Annotated in this window: 14 protein-coding genes, 1 tRNA gene and 1 pseudogene; 12 read left to right on the top strand and 4 right to left on the bottom strand. The window is 58.7% G+C overall.

What is annotated here, in order from left to right; all coding sequences use genetic code 11:
- Nucleotides 1–105 precede the first annotated feature (105 nt).
- A complete protein-coding gene (locus ACVWZF_RS11245; RefSeq protein ID WP_457411470.1) occupies nt 106–963 on the top strand; it encodes a methyltransferase domain-containing protein in 858 nt (285 codons plus the stop codon).
- Between the two features lie 47 nt (nt 964–1,010).
- Here ACVWZF_RS11245 and ACVWZF_RS11240 read toward each other — a convergent pair whose 3' ends face one another.
- Nucleotides 1,011–1,751 (bottom strand): uracil-DNA glycosylase, encoded by a 741-nt coding sequence (locus tag ACVWZF_RS11240; RefSeq protein ID WP_457384204.1) that lies wholly within the window; start codon nt 1,749–1,751, stop codon nt 1,011–1,013.
- A 160-nt stretch (nt 1,752–1,911) separates the two neighbouring features.
- Here ACVWZF_RS11240 and ACVWZF_RS11235 point away from each other — a divergent pair, with 160 nt between their 5' ends.
- From ACVWZF_RS11235 to ACVWZF_RS11205, 7 genes and pseudogenes are all read left to right on the top strand, one after another.
- Nucleotides 1,912–3,372 carry a TldD/PmbA family protein gene (locus tag ACVWZF_RS11235; protein ID WP_457387919.1) on the top strand — a complete coding sequence of 487 codons (1,461 nt, stop codon included), beginning with the start codon at nt 1,912–1,914 and terminating at the stop codon, nt 3,370–3,372.
- A gap of 20 nt (nt 3,373–3,392) precedes the next feature.
- Nucleotides 3,393–4,259 (top strand): DUF4351 domain-containing protein, encoded by an 867-nt coding sequence (locus ACVWZF_RS11230; RefSeq protein WP_457394531.1) that lies wholly within the window; start codon nt 3,393–3,395, stop codon nt 4,257–4,259.
- A 4-nt stretch (nt 4,260–4,263) separates the two neighbouring features.
- Nucleotides 4,264–5,613, top strand: a pseudogene (locus tag ACVWZF_RS11225) (RNA-guided endonuclease InsQ/TnpB family protein).
- A gap of 54 nt (nt 5,614–5,667) precedes the next feature.
- The gene (locus tag ACVWZF_RS11220; protein WP_011433975.1) at nt 5,668–7,008 is read left to right on the top strand and encodes a TldD/PmbA family protein; all 1,341 of its coding nucleotides are present in this window, start codon (nt 5,668–5,670) and stop codon (nt 7,006–7,008) included.
- A gap of 15 nt (nt 7,009–7,023) precedes the next feature.
- Nucleotides 7,024–7,821 carry an MBL fold metallo-hydrolase gene (locus ACVWZF_RS11215; protein WP_011433976.1) on the top strand — a complete coding sequence of 266 codons (798 nt, stop codon included), beginning with the start codon at nt 7,024–7,026 and terminating at the stop codon, nt 7,819–7,821.
- Complete coding sequence (locus ACVWZF_RS11210; protein ID WP_011433977.1) at nt 7,818–8,246, top strand: DUF2358 domain-containing protein; 429 nt, start codon at nt 7,818–7,820, stop codon at nt 8,244–8,246. The genes ACVWZF_RS11215 and ACVWZF_RS11210 overlap by 4 nt, the downstream gene beginning before the upstream one ends.
- Before the next feature lie 74 nt (nt 8,247–8,320).
- Nucleotides 8,321–8,405 (top strand) — tRNA-Ser (locus ACVWZF_RS11205).
- 346 nt (nt 8,406–8,751) lie between these two features.
- Here ACVWZF_RS11205 and ACVWZF_RS11200 read toward each other — a convergent pair.
- Complete coding sequence (locus ACVWZF_RS11200) at nt 8,752–9,129, bottom strand: hypothetical protein (RefSeq protein WP_457411468.1); 378 nt, start codon at nt 9,127–9,129, stop codon at nt 8,752–8,754.
- A 43-nt stretch (nt 9,130–9,172) separates the two neighbouring features.
- On the bottom strand, nt 9,173–11,584 hold the full coding sequence (locus tag ACVWZF_RS11195; protein ID WP_414406825.1) for a DEAD/DEAH box helicase: 2,412 nt from the start codon (nt 11,582–11,584) through the stop codon (nt 9,173–9,175).
- A 195-nt stretch (nt 11,585–11,779) separates the two neighbouring features.
- Here ACVWZF_RS11195 and ACVWZF_RS11190 point away from each other — a divergent pair, with 195 nt between their 5' ends.
- The 3 genes from ACVWZF_RS11190 to ACVWZF_RS11180 are packed head-to-tail and all read left to right on the top strand — an operon-like array spanning nt 11,780 to nt 13,819.
- Complete coding sequence (locus tag ACVWZF_RS11190) at nt 11,780–12,433, top strand: anthranilate synthase component II (RefSeq protein WP_011433980.1); 654 nt, start codon at nt 11,780–11,782, stop codon at nt 12,431–12,433.
- Nucleotides 12,430–13,248, top strand: coding sequence for an MBL fold metallo-hydrolase (locus ACVWZF_RS11185; RefSeq protein ID WP_041436742.1), 819 nt, complete (start codon nt 12,430–12,432; stop codon nt 13,246–13,248). Before ACVWZF_RS11190 ends, ACVWZF_RS11185 begins: the two co-directional genes overlap by 4 nt.
- Nucleotides 13,249–13,252: 4 nt before the next feature.
- Nucleotides 13,253–13,819 carry an ankyrin repeat domain-containing protein gene (locus ACVWZF_RS11180; RefSeq protein ID WP_011433982.1) on the top strand — a complete coding sequence of 189 codons (567 nt, stop codon included), beginning with the start codon at nt 13,253–13,255 and terminating at the stop codon, nt 13,817–13,819.
- Between the two features lie 10 nt (nt 13,820–13,829).
- Here ACVWZF_RS11180 and ACVWZF_RS11175 read toward each other — a convergent pair whose 3' ends face one another.
- Nucleotides 13,830–14,807: a deoxyhypusine synthase family protein gene (locus ACVWZF_RS11175; RefSeq protein ID WP_457411466.1), complete on the bottom strand. Its 978-nt coding sequence runs from the start codon at nt 14,805–14,807 to the stop codon at nt 13,830–13,832.
- A 369-nt stretch (nt 14,808–15,176) separates the two neighbouring features.
- Here ACVWZF_RS11175 and ACVWZF_RS11170 point away from each other — a divergent pair, with 369 nt between their 5' ends.
- Nucleotides 15,177–17,177, top strand: a complete 2,001-nt coding sequence (locus ACVWZF_RS11170; protein ID WP_041437572.1) for a HAMP domain-containing sensor histidine kinase — start codon at nt 15,177–15,179, stop codon at nt 17,175–17,177.
- Nucleotides 17,178–17,231: the final 54 nt, after the last annotated feature.

Below are 17,231 nucleotides of genomic sequence, written 5' to 3'. Positions count from 1 at the left end.
TACTATGGCTCCGTCCGGCTGGCGCGAGTTGGGTTACAAGGGTTCCCCATCAGATTTCACCGGGCGAGAGGATCCAAAATAAAAAAGCCATGGAGATCTGTTGCCATGACCTCCACCCTCAACCAACGCATTCGCCACTTCTACGATGCCTCCTCCGGCCTCTGGGAGCGGGTGTGGGGGGAGCACATGCACCATGGCTATTACGAGCCGGGCCAAACCGGCAAGGATCGCCGCCAAGCTCAGATTGACTTGATTGATAGGGTTATCCAGTGGGGCCAGATCGGGGATCCCTGCCCTCCCCAGCACATTCTTGATCTTGGCTGTGGCATTGGGGGAAGCAGCTTGGAGTTAGCCCGGCGCTTTGGGGCACAGGTTACGGGCATTACCCTCAGCCCCGTCCAAGCCAAGCGGGCTACGGAGCGCGCCCAAGAGGCCGGCCTGAGCAACAAGGTGCGATTTCAGGTGGCCGATGCCCTGGAGATGCCCTTTGCAGACAACACCTTTGATCTGGTGTGGTCTCTGGAAAGCGGCGAGCACATGCCGGATAAGCGGCAGTTTCTGGCCGAGGGCTGGCGGGTCTTGCAACCGGGCGGGCAGGTGATGGTGGTAACCTGGTGCCACCGCGAGGGATCCCTGAGCCAGCAGGATCAACAGCTTTTGCAGAAAATCTACGAGGTGTACTGCCTGCCCTATGTGATCAGCCTCTCCAGCTACGAGGCTCTGGCCCAACAGGTGGGCTTTGAGCAGGTGCGCAGCGCCGACTGGTCGGAGCGAGTGGCCCCTTTCTGGGATGAGGTGATCGCTTCTGCCCGCGACTGGCGCTGGATCTGGGCTTTGCTGCGCAGCGGTTGGGTTACCGTTCGCGGGGCGCTGGGGCTGGGCCTGATGCGTCGGGCTTATGCCACCGGCTTGCTCCGCTTCGGCCTCTTGACTGGGTTCAAACCTGGGGATCAGCCAAGGTAGGGATCCCTTGCTCTCCTTTGGGAGGAGGGGCGCTTGGGGAAATGGGCTCAAAAGTTGGGCTGGGGCGGTGCTGTGCCGGTGAGTTCCAGATACTTTTGCTTCACCGCCTGAATATCCTGCCACATCAACCACTTGGGGCTGCCAGGGGTGCGGTCTGGGTTGCGCAGCAGATAGGCCGGGTGAAAAATGGGCATACACCAGCGTCCCTGCCACTGGATCCATTCCCCGCGGATCTTGGTGATCCCTCGCTTCTCGCCCAAAAGGGAGCGCACCGAGGTGGCCCCCGTGAGCAGAATAATCCAGGGATCCACCAGGCGAATCTGCTCCAACAGATAGGGACGGCAGGCGTCCATCTCCTCCTGGGTGGGCACGCGGTTGTTAGGGGGGCGGCACTTGACCACATTACAGATGTAGGTGTCCTGCTCGGGATCCAGCCCCACCGAAGCCAGGATTTTATCCAGCAATTGTCCCGACTTGCCCACAAAAGGCAGCCCCTGCAGGTCTTCGCTTTCCCCTGGCCCCTCTCCGATGATTAAAATCCTTGCCTTGGGGTTGCCCCGATGCACCACCACATGGGTACGGCTGGCTGCCAAGTCGCAGCGCTGGCATACCAAACAATGTTGCTTCAGTTGCTCCAAATCCCTGTAAGTGCCGGGGGGGATGGACACCTGGGCCGACAGGGGGATCTGATCCCACTGGGGGAGTGTCTCCTCCGCCGGGGCTGGCGGCTCGATGGGATCGTCAAATAGGCTGGGCTGAAGCTCCGGCGGTTTTTTCTTGGCAGCCATTGCAAGTCGAGGTTTCCTTGTGCAGCGATCTTCGATTGCTCCCCCGCCCTTGTCAAGCTCAAGGCCAACCTGCCGGCAGGGGAGAACCTTTACTCCTTGTTAAACTGAGAAAACGAAAACTTGCGCCGGCCTTAGCTCGTCTCTACTCCCTGAGCCTGCCATGCTGCTTTTGTCCAAAGAACTGCCCAACCTGAACTACCGTCATACTCTACAGCGCTTCGACGAGGATTGGCGGGATCCCCTCTCTGCCCTGTTGGGCTGGGGGCGCGCTGCCGGTGCCGATTTGGTGGAGATTTTTCTAGAACGGGGCAATTCCATCAGTTGCCTGGCCGAAGATGACGCCATCACCAGCATCACCCCACGGCTCTCCACCGGGGCCGGCGTGCGGGTGTTTCGCGGCTTGGCCGACTGCTACGTCAGCACCAACGATCTGTCCTTTGCCGGTCTCAAGGCTGCTCTGGAGAAGGGCCTTTCGCTGATGGGCTTCACCCCTCCTGGCCCCACAGCGCTGGTTTCTGCCATCAACCTGGAGATGCTGCAGGACTACGGCGAGCGTCGCCGCAAAGATGGCTGGTTGAAGGAATGTAGCCCCATTGCGGAGATGGGGGAGATCCTGCTCAAAGCCAACGAGCAACTGGGTCGCCAAGCCCGCCATGTGCAGTCCCGCCGCACCACCTATTTCCGCGATTGGCAAGAGATTCTGGTGGCCTGCAGCGATGGCACCTTTGTGCGGGATGTGCGCCTCACCCAATCCGTGAGCTCTACGCTGCTCTGTGCCGATGGATCCCATCGCGCCTCTGTCAGTCAACGCTCCGGCGGTACGGGGGATCCCAACTTTTTGCGCCGTTGGGATCTGGAGGCCCACAGCCGGGAGCTGGCAGAAGCTGCCGGCCAGATGCTCTATGCCGACTATGTGGAATCCGGCACCTACCCGATTGTGATGTCCAACGCCTTTGGCGGCGTCATTTTCCACGAAGCCTGCGGGCATCTGTTGGAAACCACCCAGATTGAGCGCAAAACCACTCCCTTTGCCGACAAAAAAGGCCAGAAAATTGCCCACAAAAACCTCACCGCCTGGGATGAAGGTCTCTCTGAAGGGGCCTTTGGCAGCCTGGATGTGGATGACGAGGGGATGCCCGTCCAGCGCACTCTGCTGATCGAGAAGGGCATTTTGAAAAACTTCTTGGCGGATCGGGCTGGCTCAATGCGCACCGGCCACCCTCGCACCGGCAGCGGTCGCCGACAGAACTACACCTTTGCCCCCGCCAGCCGTATGCGCAATACCTACATTGCCCCCGGAGATGCAGAACTGGACGATCTTTTTGCTTCTATCGACAAAGGCATTTACTGCAAGCGTATGGGGGGAGGGAGCGTCGGCCCCACTGGGCAATTTAACTTCGCCGTCGAAGAAGCCTATCTCATCGAAAACGGCAAGATTACCAAACCCCTCAAGGGAGCCACCCTGATCGGAGAAGCCAAAGACATCTTGACCAAAATCTCCATGTGTTCCAAAGACCTCAGCTTGGCAGCTGGGTTCTGTGGCTCCGTCAGCGGCAGCATTTATGTGACGGTGGGGCAGCCTCACATCAAGGTAGATTCCATTACCGTGGGCGGTCGCTAATTCCAGGGATCCACCTCGACATGGCCTATGACAACGTCTGCAAATATCTGGCCGAGCGTTTCCCAGAGCAGTTTGCCCGCTGGCTCATGGGAGAAGTGGCTCGGCTCCGACTCTATCGGAGGTATCCTCACCTATCGGTGCAGCAGGTGGTCAAGGTGCTCCGCACCGCTAACGCGATTGACTTGCGCAAAACGGGGTCGGAGGGAGTTTTCCAGACCTCTTTTCGTCTAGAGAGGCTGAGCCATGAGTTCGATGTTGTCCGCCTGTGGGAATGCGATTTGAGGGCCGGAGCGGATCGGCAAGCCCTGCTACCGTTTCGGGTTCTAAGCCAGGTGGAAGATCCAGCAGAAACCTTGCGAGAGGTGGTCAGTGAGCTAGAGAGCTTGGCAGACCCCAGTGAGAGAAGGGAATTGGCAGCCGCAACAGCCGTCTTGGCGGGACTAGCATTGGATCGGGGTTTGATTCGACAAATCATGAGGTCTTTGGATATGAGGGAATCGGTGATCTACCAAGAGTGGCGGGCAGAAGCTCTGCGAGAGGGGCTGGAAGAAGGGCGCAAAGAAGGACGCAGAGAAGGACTACAACTGGGCCTGCAACAAGGGCTACAACAAGGATTGCAACAAGGATTACAACAGGGATTGCAACACGGGGAAGCAACGCTGGTTTTGCGGCTGCTCAGGCGGAAGTTGGGATCCCTTGACCCGGCCCTTGAGAATAAGATTTGGGCTTTGTCAACGTCACAACTGGAGGCGCTGGGGGAAGCTCTGTTGGACTTCAACAGCTTGGAGGATTTAACTGCCTGGCTAGCCCGTCAGCTAGAAACCGCAGGAGCCCCGCTCTCTGCCCACAGGGCAAGGGTCGGGAGGAATGTGAGTAAAATGCAATAAGGCTATGACCCAAGTCCTGACCGTTTCTTGCAAGCTCAAGGTGTCCCAGTCGCAAGCCGCCAAATTGGACGAGACATTGGATGCTTTGTCGCTACGCGACGCTAACGCGAACGGCCAAGCCTTGAACTGGGTCAACCAAAACACACCCGAGAAAGTCGTCAACCCACTGAAACTCCAATCCCTGTGCTACTACGAAATCCGTGCCCGTTTCGGCTTGTCCAGTAATTTGGCAAGGACTACGTCCCGCTTACGCGACCAACAGATATGCAGACGGGTAGCGTCTGCTCGCAAGGTGGCACAACAGAAAAACCGCCCGGTCAAAGCGTTGTCGCTACGCGACGCTAACGCGAACAAGGGTGGCTTCGCTACCTACGACGCTCGTATCTTTTCGTTTCGCGAGAAAGACTGGACGGTGTCGCTCACCACGGTGGAGGGTCGAGAACGCTTTGAGCTGGCGATTGGTCATTACCAGAGAGAACAGTTGGCAGGCTCCAATCCCAAAAAGACCTCCGGTCCGCTGACGCGAACGGCCACTCTGGTCAAGCGCAAAGACGGTTCCTACTCCATCCAGATTTGCGTGGAAGCAAAGTTACCGGAACAGCAGAACACCGCTCAGGTGGTAGGCGTGGACTTGGGAAGGACAGATATTGCCCATACGTCAGAGGGGGACAACTGGAATGGACAGCAGTTGAACAGAGTCCGAGACCACTACTCCCGGTTGAGGGCGGTACTCCAACGCAAAGCCAGTAAGGGCACACGCAGTTCGCGGCGCAGATGCAGAGAACTGTTGCAACGGCTGTCTGGTAAGGAGAGACGCTTTCAGTCGCGTCAGCGTTGCGTAGCAAAAACGTGGGTCAATCATCGCATCTCTAAAGCTATTGTTTCTAGGGCAAAGGCCACAAATAGCGCTATTGCTTTAGAGGACTTGACAGGGATACGGGAGCGTATCAACCAACAACCCCGCAGCAAAGCCGAGCGGCGCAGGGCCAACAGTTGGGCGTTCTACCAACTGAGGCAGTTTCTGGAATACAAGGCGAGAGTTGCAGGGGTTTCTCTAATCCTTGTTCCGCCTGCTTATACCTCGCAGACCTGTCACAAGTGTTTGCACATCCATCCCGACCCTGCGCAATCCTGTCGCGTCAGCGTTGCGTAGCAAAATCGCAGTGGGAAGCAGTTTAAGTGTGGGCACTGTGGATGGGAAGGGGATGCGGACTGGAATGGGGCCAACATGATTGCCAAACTTGGGGCTGCTGTAAACCAGCCTAGAGGTCCGTGGTTGGCTTGCCAACTACAGGGCTACCGAAAGCCTGCACTCTTTCGCTTTAGCGGTGCGGAGCGCTCTGCGTCAGCATGAGTGCGGGTAGTTTACTAGAGGCGCTGGATGGCAACAGGAACTTGGGGAGTGGCAATGGTGCAAGTCGAGGTGTTGGCAGAACAGACACAAAGCTGTGCCCGGCGGCTGGGGATCCCTCAGTTTGATCTCTACGGGGCTCAAGTGGATGAAACCAGCGTGCAGGTAGATCATGGGGAACCTCGCCAGGTCAAGGCTTCCCACCGCTGCAGCGTGACGGTGCGGGCCTGGAACGACCAAGGGCAGGTGGGAGTAACTTCCACCACCGATGTGGATGAGGCGGGGCTGGAACTGGCCCTGCAAACGGCCTTTGAAGCCAGCCATTTTGGCGTGCGGGAACATGCCCCTCAATTCAGCCCGGAAGCCACTCTGCCCATTGCCCAGCCTTGTAACGACAAAGGGCCGTTGGCTTTGGCTGGCGACTTGTTGGAACAGTTGGTGGCTGCTGAAAAGGCACTCCTGGGATCCCATCCCGCCATTCAGGGGGTGCCCTACAACGGCCTAGCGCAGCGGCAAATCAACCGCTTCTACCTCAACAGCCACCAAGCCCTGCGACAAGAGGAGCATACCCTCGCTTCGGTTTTTCTCTACAGCAAGGCAGAGCAAGAAGGTCGCAAACCCCGCAGCGCCGGAGCCATGCGAGTGGCTCGCAGCCTGGATGAGTTGGATATCCAGGGTTGTGTGCAGGAAGCTGCTGAGAAACTGATTAGCCATCTGGAGTACGAGCGGATCCCTTCTGGAAAATACACAGTGGTCTTTTCAGGAGAAGCCTTTTTGAGTTTGTTGGGCGCCTTCTCCAATGTGTTCAATGCCCAAAACATTTTGGACAACCAAAGCCTGTCCACCCCAGAATCCCTGGGCAAGACCATTGCCTCACCTCTTCTGTCGGTGTGTGACGATGCCCTGCACCCGACCAATGTGGGAGCGATCAGCTTTGATGGAGAAGGCACCCCCACCCGCCGTGTCCCTCTCATCACCAATGGGGTCTTGACCCACTTTTTGCACAGCGCCGGTACGGCTAAGCGCCTAGGAGCCAAGCCCACTGGCCATGCCAACATCGGCGCCAAGGTCACAGTTGCCGCCCACTACTACCATGTATTTGCCGGGGCACCGCCGGAGAGCACCTATGACTTGGCTACGGCTGAAAATGTAGTTTGGATCGATGAGCTGCAAGCGCTTCATGCCGGCGTTAAGCCCCTACAGGGATCCTTCTCGCTGCCGTTTCAGGGGTGGTGGGTACGCCAAGGAGAACGCATCAGCATCGAAGCGGCCACGGTGGCCGGAGACTTCCTGGAGCTGTTGAAGTCGATTTTCTACGTCGAGCCCGAGCCGCAAGTCACACCGGGTGGGCTGTGTCCCCGCATCTGGGTTGCCGATCTCTCCATTACCGGGCAATAACCTCACTTCAAACTCATGCAACTGACCCGCATCGACCTCAACAGTTGGCTCATCCACACCCGGGAGCAAACCTTCCTATTGGATCCGTGGCTGGTGGATCCCCTGGTGTTTCTGGGGATCCCCTGGTTCATCCGCCTGGAGCACCGCCAGCCGCTCCCTTTTACGCCGGAGACCTTGCCCAAAATCGACGGGATCCTCCTCAGCCAAGCCCAGCCGGATCACTGCCACCCACCAACGTTGCAGCGCCTGGATAAGCGGATCCCCGTTTTGGCCTCGCCGGCTGCAGCCAGAGTCGTGAAGAGTCTAGGATTTGCAACGGTTCAGGCTCTGGATCCCTGGCAGTCTGTTCGCTGGGGGGATCTGCGGGTCACGGCCATTCCCGGTGCGCCCCTAGGGCCTGTCCGTGAGCTGGGCTATCTGCTGGAAGAGGTGCCCTCTCAGACACGGCTTTACTACGAGCCTCATCTTTCCCAACCGGATGTCCGCCCGCGGCTGCAGCAGGAGTTTGGCTCCATCCATACCCTACTGATTCCGGTGGTGGGGCAGATCTTTCCCCTCTTGGGAGAGGTGATCATGGGGCCAGAGCGGGCCCTGGAGGTGGTGGCAGCCCTACGCCCCCAGCAGGTGATCCCTACGGCGATGGGAGAGGTGGACTACCACGGGTGGTTTGCCGCCCAGATCCGCCCCTTGGGCAGCCTGCAGGAGTTTCGAGAAAAGCTGGCAGCCTTGAATGCCGCCACGTCCCAATCCATCCAGTTGTGTTGCCCCGCCCCTGGGGAAACGGTGTCTCTTTCTGTCGTGGCCAAGACATGAGCCTTCCTTCCCAAGCCCCGCCTAGCGCCGATCTGGTGGCCATCTTGCGGGCAGATTACGCTCGCTTTCCCCGGGATCAGACCTATGCGATCTACGACCCGCAGGTTTACTTCCGGGATCCCCTCAACGAGTTTCGCGGCTTGGATCGCTATCGCCGCATGATCGAGGGGATAGGGCGTTGGCTACAGGATATCCGTCTCGATCTGCAGGATATTCGGCAAACCGGCAACCAGATCCGCACCGAGTGGATCCTGAGCGGTGCTTTGGCTTTGCCTTGGCGTCCCCGCCTGTGCATCCCCGGCTGGACAGAGATGCAGATCAATGAGACGGGGTTGATCGGATCCCATGTTGATTACTGGCGGTGCTCTCGCCGGCAAGTGTTGCTGCAAATGTTTCGGCCTGGGGATCCCAAAGGATCCCGTTAATAGCTTCCATCCTTTGCTAGGATCACAAAGCTGACTTTTTAGCCCTCCTGGAAAGTCGCCCCTGTTCTCAATCTGGAGAGATGGCCGAGTGGTCGAAGGCGCAGCACTGGAAATGCTGTGTGGGGCAACTCACCGTGGGTTCGAATCCCACTCTCTCCGCTGGAACTTGTTTGTCAGAGCAACTCACCGTGGGTAAGGCCATCCGGCCCGCTGGCGCGACCGAATCCTACTCTCTCCGTAATCCGATAACGTCCACTGAAGTCCAGAAAGCTCTTACCCAGCAAGGCTTCTGGGCTTTTTAGTGTCCACGATAGACCGGGGAAACCCACTGTAATCCAGGCTAAAGTGGGACACAATAGGGGATATAACAGACGGGGTGGGACATGGCCCTGTCAGAGATGGCCATTCGGAATGCCAAACTCAAGGACAAGCCGTACCAGTTGCCGAATAGAGAAGCAAGGCCATCCTGCCTGCCGAAGTTTTTGCCGAACCAGCTGACTATAGACTATAGACTAACGGCCAACCGTAGGACGATGCCGACAAGAGCTACGGTGGCAGCTCCAATCAAGGCAAAAGCCAGGTTAACCACTTGGGCGCTAGCCTTTTGATAGGTGTCAATTCGTTCTAGGATCACCCGGTTTTCTATCCCCTGCTCGGCCCAACGTCTCTCCTGCTCGGCCCAACGTCTCTCCTGCTCAGCCCAACGTCTTTCCTGCTCGGCCCAGCGCTTTGCTTGATCGGCTGCCAGGGCTTCTAGCCGCTCGTTGGTTCTGGAGACATCCTGCCGTAGTCCTTCCACATCCTGTCGGATCTCTTCCACATCTTGCCGGATCTCTTCAATAACACTCAACACATCCCTGAGGGTGGGTTCACCGGCGGGCATCATAGAGCTGCAACCTCACTGAACAGCAAACGGTCTGAGCTCGCTAGATCAACTCGCTCACCGGGAAGCGATCCAGCATTTTTTGGGCTTGACGGGCATTTTCCCGTAACTCCGCCGGCAGATGGGGAACATAAGGGATCTGAGAAAGCAAATCCAGCGTGCGGCGGATCAGGCGCACCAAGTCTCCGGCATCTAGGTTGGTGCTGGCTTCTAGGGTTTCCCAAGGGATCCCTTGCGCCCAATGTTCGACGATCCCAGCCAAGCTGGGCTCAAACCCAATCGGCACATGAAACACCTGGTGTTGCCGTTGGCTGCGGAACAGCTGCCGCCGTAAACCCCGCAATCCGTGCAGCACATCCTCCACCAGCCCCGAGGTGCGCAGCCGGCTGTAGGTACCTGAACGGGGAGCCTCTGAGACCAAGGCAGCCACAACTCCGGCCAAATGATGGGGAGCACAGCCCTGACACTCACCCGAGAGCAGAGCCAGCGCCAGCCAGAGCTCGTTATCCCCCCGCAGCGCGGCCACCACCTCTCCGCTATCGGTAGGTTGATACTCTTGCAGACAGTTGAAATCCTGCAACACCCCCACCAAGGCCATAAATTGCTGCCAGCGCAACTCCTGCACGGAATCGCTTTGCCGCTCCAGGTGCTCGAGGCGCTTGAGCAAGCGCTGGCGTTTTTCTCGCAAACCCAGCAATTTTTTCCCCACTTGGTGAGCGGGGTTCTCTCGGATTTGAGCTTCTAGGGCACGGATTTTTTCCTCTTGGGCATGAATGTGGGGAAAGGCCAACAGCCGCAAGGTGGGATCCGGCTCAGCTTCCCGTTGTTTGAGCAAGTAGCGCAAAATGCGTCGTTCTTCCCGCCGTTGCGCCTGCATCTTCTCATAGCGGGCGATATCTTCGTCGGCAATGCCTCCCAAGAGACGGTCGATCTCCTCCAGCTCGGCGCGCGTGTGCAGGATCTCCTGTTGTTCGGGCAACTTTTGCAACGAGAGCAAATACTGGCCGAAGCTGCGGTTGATCAGATCCCGTGCTGCTTCCAAAGAGTGCTTTTGCAGCAGGTTCAGCACCATGCCATAGGTGGGGGTAAACTGGCTCACCAAGGGATCCGCTCCAGAGGTGGCCAGCCGCGCAGCTTCTTGGGCCCCCTCAAACGGGGATTGCACCGTCACCACATGGCCGATGATGTCCTTGCCCCGCCGTCCGGCTCGGCCCGACATTTGCATGAACTCGGAAGCGGTCAAGAGGCGGTGGCCGTTGTCGGTGCGCTTGGAAAGGGAAGAGATCACCGTGGTTCGCGCAGGCATGTTGATCCCGGCGGCCAAAGTCTCAGTGGCGAAGACCAGCTTCACTAGCCCCTGCTGAAACAGATGCTCCACCAGTCCCTTCCAGGCAGGCAACATGCCGGCATGGTGAGCGGCAATACCCCGGTAAAGGGCATCCAACTGATCTCGGCGGACAGCTTCGGGCGTTTCTCGACAAAAGCGGTCGATCTGCTCGGCCAACTGCTGCCGTTCTTCCTCGCTGGCTACCAAGTCCAGATCCCTTACGCTGGCCACGGCCATATCACAGCCTTTGCGACTGAAGATGAAATAGATGGCCGGCAGCATGTCCCGCTGGCGCAAGTTCTCCACCACCTGCACCATATCCGGCACTCCCCCATAGGGAGACTGACCTGACTTGGGGAGTTTGCTTTTCAGGCGGCGATTGCAAACCCACTGGCCGGACTCGGTTTGCTCCAGCAGGGGGAACAGCCCTTTGCGATTGGCAAAGTGAAATTGCAGCGGCACCGGGCGGTGGTTGGAGTCGATCAGATGGGTGGGGCCATGCACCTGGTTCATCCAATCGGTGAGCTGGTCGCTGTTGGCCAGGGTGGCAGAAAGGGCAATGAGCTGGATCGTGGGGGGGCAGTAGATGATTGCTTCTTCCCAGACGGTGCCCCGCTGCTGGTCGTTCATGTAATGGCATTCGTCCAGGATCACCGCCTGCACCTCTCGCAAGGGATCCCGACTCAAGGCCTCCGCCTCCTCCCAAGGTTCCATCCCATCGCCGGAGGCTCCTCTCTGAACGGCCAGAGAGAGCGGCGTGCCATAGAGCATGTTGCGGAAGATCTCGGTGGTCATCACCAAGATCGGCGCCTCCCGGTTGATGGAGATGTCGCCGGTGAGCAGGCCAACCTGTTCTGGGCCGAATTGCTGGCCAAAATCCCGGAACTTTTGGTTGGAGAGGGCCTTCAGGGGCGTTGTATAGAAAACCCGCTTGCCCTGGGATAGGGCCCGATAGATGGCATACTCTCCGATCAGGGTCTTGCCGGATCCCGTGGGAGCACAGACCACCACCGATTCCCCAGCAGCCAGAACCTGAATGGCTCGGATCTGAAAGTCGTCCAGCTCGAAGGGGAAAAGCTGCCGCAACTCGTCCAGCAAATCGGTTGCCGGGGAGAGAAGCGCACTCATGGGATCCAAATCAACATTGGGAAACCTGGAAACCCGCCCAATTCACTGCTTCCTGTGGGTTGTACCTTCTAGGATACAAGCTTTCTTGGGGCGTCGACTGCTCCCCTGCAAAAAGCGCCAGTTACTCTGCTTCTTTGGATCAAGAACAGCAGCTCAAGCAAGTGCTAAAATGGGGTGCCGTTGCCGGATGCTATCGTGCTGGTCGTCATCGACAACTACGACAGCTTTACCTACAACTTGGTGCAGTACCTGGGGGAGTTGGGAGCTCAGCTTCAGGTTTTTCGCAATGACCAGCTCTCCGTTGACGACCTGCGCCGAATGCAGCCGCAAGCTGTAGTTATCTCTCCTGGGCCAGGGCGGCCGGAAGATGCCGGGATCTCCCTGGAGTTGATTCGGGAGCTGGGGCCAGAGCTGCCGATTTTGGGGGTTTGTCTGGGGCACCAGTGCATTGGCCAGGTCTACGGTGGTCAGATCGTGCGCGCACCTGAGCTGATGCATGGCAAAACCTCGCTCATTTACCATCGAGGGGTGGGGGTGTTTGAGGGGTTGAGCCAGCCTTTCACGGCCACCCGCTACCACAGCTTGGTGATCGAGCCTTCTACGTGTCCTGACGAGCTGGAGGTGACGGCTCAAACAGGCGATGGGATCATCATGGGGGTACGCCACCGCCGCTATCCCCACGTTCAGGGCGTGCAGTTCCACCCGGAGAGCATCTTGACTGCAGAGGGCAAGCGCTTGTTGAGCAACTTCCTGCGCAGCGCCAAAGCCTCAACTGCTGCTCAGCCCAATGTTTCGCAGAAACCTCAGGAAACCGTTGCCGTTGTTACATCAGGGATCCCCACTCCATGAAGCGTCGCCAGCTTCTGCAAGCCAGCGCTGGGCTGCTGGGATCGATGGCCGTGAACCTGGCCAGAGGGCGCAAAGCGGGCGCTCAGACAGCTCCGGCACAAGGTTCGGAAACGCCAACAACCCCAGGGTCTATAGAGTTCACTCCCGGCTCCAGCTCGCAGGGGCTGCAACTGACTTGGCTGCACCACAGTTGTGTTTTGTTCGAGGGGGAGGGCCAACGGTTTCTGGTCAACCCGTTTCGGCCGGCGGGCTGTACGGCTGGCTATCCTGCCCCACGAGTTGCTGCCGATCTGGTGTTGCTCAGCAGCCGCTTGTTGGATGAGGGTGCTTTGGATGTGGTGCCCGGCAACCCCAAGGTGCTGTTTCAGCCGGGAGACTATCTGATTGACGGGATCCGGGTGCAAGGAGTACGCATGCCCCGTGGCCCTCGCTTTGGCGTAAACGTGGGTTGGCGCTGGCGCATGGCTGGGATCGACATTGTCCATTTGGGAGGGGCGCTGCAGCCAATTACGCGGGAGCAGTCCATCCTGCTTGCTCGTCCCGACCTGTTGCTGGTGCCAGTGGGGGGTGGGCCGAAAAATTACGATCCTGCCGGGGCCAAGGCGGCCATTGAGGCGCTGCAGCCCAAGCTGGTCATCCCCACCATGTATCGCACGGCCGCCGCCGAGGAATCCCAATGCGAGCTGCTGCCGCTGCAGGAGTTTTTGCGTCTCTTCCCCGCTGCTGCCCCGCAACCTGCCCTCAGCAACCCGTTGCTGCTCTCGGCCCAGGCTCTGCCCAGGCAGGGGCTCGCCATCCTTTTCTTTGAGGAATAGGGCTATGCGAGGTCAGGTCCTAAAAATCGCTGTCGGACTGGGATCCCTGCTAGTGGGGGGTCTGGGATTCTATGGATACTCCCTACCAGAAGATCCACAAGCCTTGGCCCAAGCCAACCCGCTGCGGCTGCAACTGGCTCTCTGGCTGGGGAAAGACGCCAACGCTGTCGATGAGCGGGGCAAGACAGCCCTGTTTTTCGTGGAGAGCGGCCTCAACGCCCGTCTTTTGCTGGCAGCGGGGGCGGATCCCAATCAACTAGACCATGGGGGAGCTAGCCCACTGCACCAAGCGGCTCGCCTGGGCAACCCTGAGGTTACGAAAGCCCTGCTCCAGGGAGGGGCCGAGGTGAACGCTCGTTTTGGCGCCGGTGGCCTTCCCCTGCATTTTGCCGCTTGGTCCGGCAACCCCGAGGTCGTTCGGCTGCTGCTGGAACATGGCTCCGAGATCGACGAGCCGGACGGCTACGGCCTCACGCCCCTGCGCATTGCCCAGGATCTGCGCCGCTGGGAAGCTGCAACCCTGTTGTCCCGCTGGCCCCGCTCCGCCTCAACCGACGGGCATACAGATTGATTCCCCTTCTCTACCACCCCAGCACCGAGGCGAAGATCAAAGGCGCCACGATGGTGGCATCCGACTCGATGACAAATTTGGGGGTGTCGATCCCCAATTTGCCCCAGGTGATCTTCTCATTGGGCACTGCCCCCGAGTAGGAACCGTAGCTGGTGGTGGAGTCGCTGATCTGGCAGAAATAGCCCCACAGGGGTACGCCCTGGCGACCCAGATCTTGATGGAGCATGGGCACCACACAAATGGGGAAATCCCCAGCAATGCCGCCGCCAATTTGAAAGAAGCCAATGGAGCACTCCGCCGAGGTGTGCGTGTACCAGTCCGCCAGGTGGATCATGTACTCGATCCCTGTGCGGACGGTATGCACATTGCGGATCTCACCCGTGATGCAGTGGGCGGCATACATGTTGCCGGTGGTGGAGTCTTCCCATCCCGGCACATAGATGGGCAAGTTGGCCTCCATAGCGGCGTAAACCCAAGAATCCCGGGGATTAATTTGGTAGTAGGGCTCCAGCCGGCCGCTGCGCAGGATGCGGTAGATAAACTCGTGCGGGAAGTAGTGTTCCCCGGCCTGGTCGGCAGCCATCCACTCTTCCAAGAGGGCTTTTTCTAGGCGCCGCATCGCCTCCTCTTCGGGAATGCAGGTATCGGTTACCCGATTCATGTGCCGCTCCAGCAGCTCCTGCTCCTGCTGCGGGCTAAGATCGCGGTAGTGGGGCACGCGCTCGTAGAAGTCGTGGGCGATGAGGTTGAAGATGTCCTCTTCCAGGTTGGCGCCGGTGCAGGAGATGGCGTGAACCTTACCCTGCCGGATCATCTCAGCTAGGGAAAGGCCCAGCTCTGCTGTGCTCATGGCACCGGCCAAGGTCACCATCATCTTGCCGCCCTTTTCCAGGTGAGCACAATAACCTTTGGCTGCATCCAGCAGCGCGGCTGCGTTGAAGTGGCGAAAATGATGTTGGATAAATTGGCTGACGGGGCTGTTGGTCACGATTTTTCCGGTCACTCTGACCTGGTGAAGCACGATTTTCTAGTCTATCAACTTTAGGGGCGCTGACAAGCTTTGCTTGGGGATACCTTTATCGGTATTGGCAACCATTCCCCTGCAGGTCGGCTGGAGCAGGTTGCGTTGCGAAGCCGGGATCCCATACCGGTTCTCACCCGGCCTTGGCTGAGACAAAGGGATCGCCTGCCCATGTCAGAATGGTGGCGAATCACCGCCCTATATCCGTTCACGCTATCTGTTCACGTTGGGTTCATGCCTCCTGTCAGCACTGTCGAGCCAGCCGAGCCCATTGCCGAAGTCCAATCTCCTGAGCTGGCTTCTTCTCCTGCCGAGCCATTGCCTGGCGCTGTGGACATGTCAGTGCCAACAACGACCGGGATCTCTATGGGATCCCTGCGGCGCTGGTGGGCGCGATGGAAGCAAAAACTGCGGTTGGAAACTCAGTTGCTCTTTGTGGCAACGCTGGTGGTCTCATTGGTGGTGAGCAGTTTCACCTTCTGGGCCGTCAGCACCGTGCAGCAGGATGCTCGCTTCAACGAAGCCCGCTTTGGCCGAGATCTGGGGCTGCTCTTGGCCGCCAATGTCGCCCCCCTGATTGCGGAAGATCGCATTGGCGAAGTGGCGCAACTGTCCCGCCAGTACTTTGAGAGCACCAGCAGCATCCGCTATCTGCTCTATGCCGATCCCGAAGGAAACATCTACTACGGGATCCCGTTTTCCAACCAAGAGGTGAAAACCTCCCTCAGCCTCACCCGTCGCATGCAACTGCCGGACAATCGCCCCCCTGCTGAGGGCCAACCGCTGGTGCGCACCCACCTCACTCCTGCCGGGCGGGTGACGGATATTTTCGTCGGCATCTACCATCAGGGCCGCTTTTTGGGCACCCTCGGCTTGGGCATCAATCCCAATCCCGCCCTGGTGCGCTCCACCCAGCTGGCGCGGGAGGTCTCGATTGGGGTGTTTTTGGCGGTGTGGGTCTTGGCCATCCTGGGAGCGGTGGTCAATGCCCTCACCATCACCTATCCCATCAAAGAGCTGGTCAAAGGTGTCCAGGAGATCACCAAAGGTAACTTCAAGCAGCGCATCGACCTGCCCTTCGGGGGAGAGCTGGCCCAGCTCATCGACAGCTTTAACGAGATGGCGGAGCGGCTGCAAAGCTACGAAGAGCAAAACATCGAGGAACTGGCTGCAGCCAAAGCCAAGTTGGAGACCTTGGTCTTCTCCATCGTCGATGCTGCCATTTTGCTGGATGCCGAGTTGCGGGTGCTGCTGCTCAACCCTGCCGCCTCCCGCATGTTTGGCTGGGAAGGGGATCCCGTTTTGGGCAAACCCCTGCCGGAGCTGTTGCCGGAGGATCTGCAGCAGCAACTGGCCCGCCCCCTGATGCAAATTGCCCGCGGGGATCAAGAGGCAGAGGAAGTTCGCGTCAACCTCACCGGCCCTACCAAGCGCGTCATTCGCATTCTGCTTTCACCGGTGTCGGATCCGCGGCGGCAAAATCTCAAGGGGATCGTGATGACGGTGCAGGACATCACCCGCGAGGTGGAGCTCAACGAAGCCAAGGCTCAATTCATCAGCAACATCAGCCACGAGCTGCGCACCCCCCTCTTCAGCATCAAGTCTTTTATCGAGACCCTCTACGAGTACGGCGAGCAGATGTCCTCGGCGGAGCGGCTGGACTACCTGGAAATTGCCAACCGCGAAACCGATCGCCTCACCCGCCTGGTCAACGATGTTTTGGATTTGTCTCGTCTGGAATCGGGCAAGCAGTACCACTTTGAAGGTGTCGACATCGCGGCAGTGATCGAGCAGACTTTGCGCACCCACCAACTGCAGGCCCGCGACAAAGGGATCCAGCTGCGCAAATTCGTTGATCCCGATCTGCCTTTGGTGTGGGGCAACTACGATCTGCTCTTGCAGGTGATGACCAATCTCCTGGGCAATGCCCTCAAGTTCACTCCCTCAGGGGGCCTGGTGACGGTACATGCCCACCTGGTGGTTCAGGCGGATGGATCCCCGCAGGCAGTGCGGGTGGCGGTGGCCGATACAGGCATTGGCATTGCCCCAGAAGATCAGGAGCGGATTTTCGACCGCTTTTTCCGTGTCGAGAACCGGGTCCACACCCTAGAGGGCACCGGCCTGGGGTTGGCCATCGTGCGCAACATCCTGGAGAAACATCGAACCCGCATCTGCCTGGAGAGCAAGCTAGAACAGGGATCCACCTTCTGGTTCGACCTGCACCTGTACACTGAAGAGGGACCGCTGGAGTTCGAGGTTCAGCCAGCCGAGACGGATCCCCCCAGTTGCTGCTGGCGGGAGCATGCCTCTAACCCCCAAAACCCTGAACTTTGCTGAATTTACTGAGCTTTAGGCGGTTTGGCAAAAGTCATTGAGAGGGATATAGTAGAC

The organism is Thermostichus sp. OS-CIW-30 (assembly GCF_054060215.1).
This window is presented reverse-complemented; position numbering and strand designations above follow the sequence as displayed.

Coding starts and splice junctions, on each gene's coding strand:
- ACVWZF_RS11180 (WP_011433982.1), top strand. CDS start 13,253: ATGCGAGGTCAGGTCCTAAAAATCGCTGTCGGACTGGGATCCCTGCTA.
- ACVWZF_RS11210 (WP_011433977.1), top strand. CDS start 7,818: ATGAGCCTTCCTTCCCAAGCCCCGCCTAGCGCCGATCTGGTGGCCATC.
- ACVWZF_RS11200 (WP_457411468.1), bottom strand. CDS start 9,129: ATGCCCGCCGGTGAACCCACCCTCAGGGATGTGTTGAGTGTTATTGAA.
- ACVWZF_RS11235 (WP_457387919.1), top strand. CDS start 1,912: ATGCTGCTTTTGTCCAAAGAACTGCCCAACCTGAACTACCGTCATACT.
- ACVWZF_RS11220 (WP_011433975.1), top strand. CDS start 5,668: ATGGTGCAAGTCGAGGTGTTGGCAGAACAGACACAAAGCTGTGCCCGG.
- ACVWZF_RS11170 (WP_041437572.1), top strand. CDS start 15,177: ATGTCAGTGCCAACAACGACCGGGATCTCTATGGGATCCCTGCGGCGC.
- ACVWZF_RS11245 (WP_457411470.1), top strand. CDS start 106: ATGACCTCCACCCTCAACCAACGCATTCGCCACTTCTACGATGCCTCC.
- ACVWZF_RS11240 (WP_457384204.1), bottom strand. CDS start 1,751: ATGGCTGCCAAGAAAAAACCGCCGGAGCTTCAGCCCAGCCTATTTGAC.
- ACVWZF_RS11215 (WP_011433976.1), top strand. CDS start 7,024: ATGCAACTGACCCGCATCGACCTCAACAGTTGGCTCATCCACACCCGG.
- ACVWZF_RS11195 (WP_414406825.1), bottom strand. CDS start 11,584: ATGAGTGCGCTTCTCTCCCCGGCAACCGATTTGCTGGACGAGTTGCGG.
- ACVWZF_RS11230 (WP_457394531.1), top strand. CDS start 3,393: ATGGCCTATGACAACGTCTGCAAATATCTGGCCGAGCGTTTCCCAGAG.
- ACVWZF_RS11185 (WP_041436742.1), top strand. CDS start 12,430: ATGAAGCGTCGCCAGCTTCTGCAAGCCAGCGCTGGGCTGCTGGGATCG.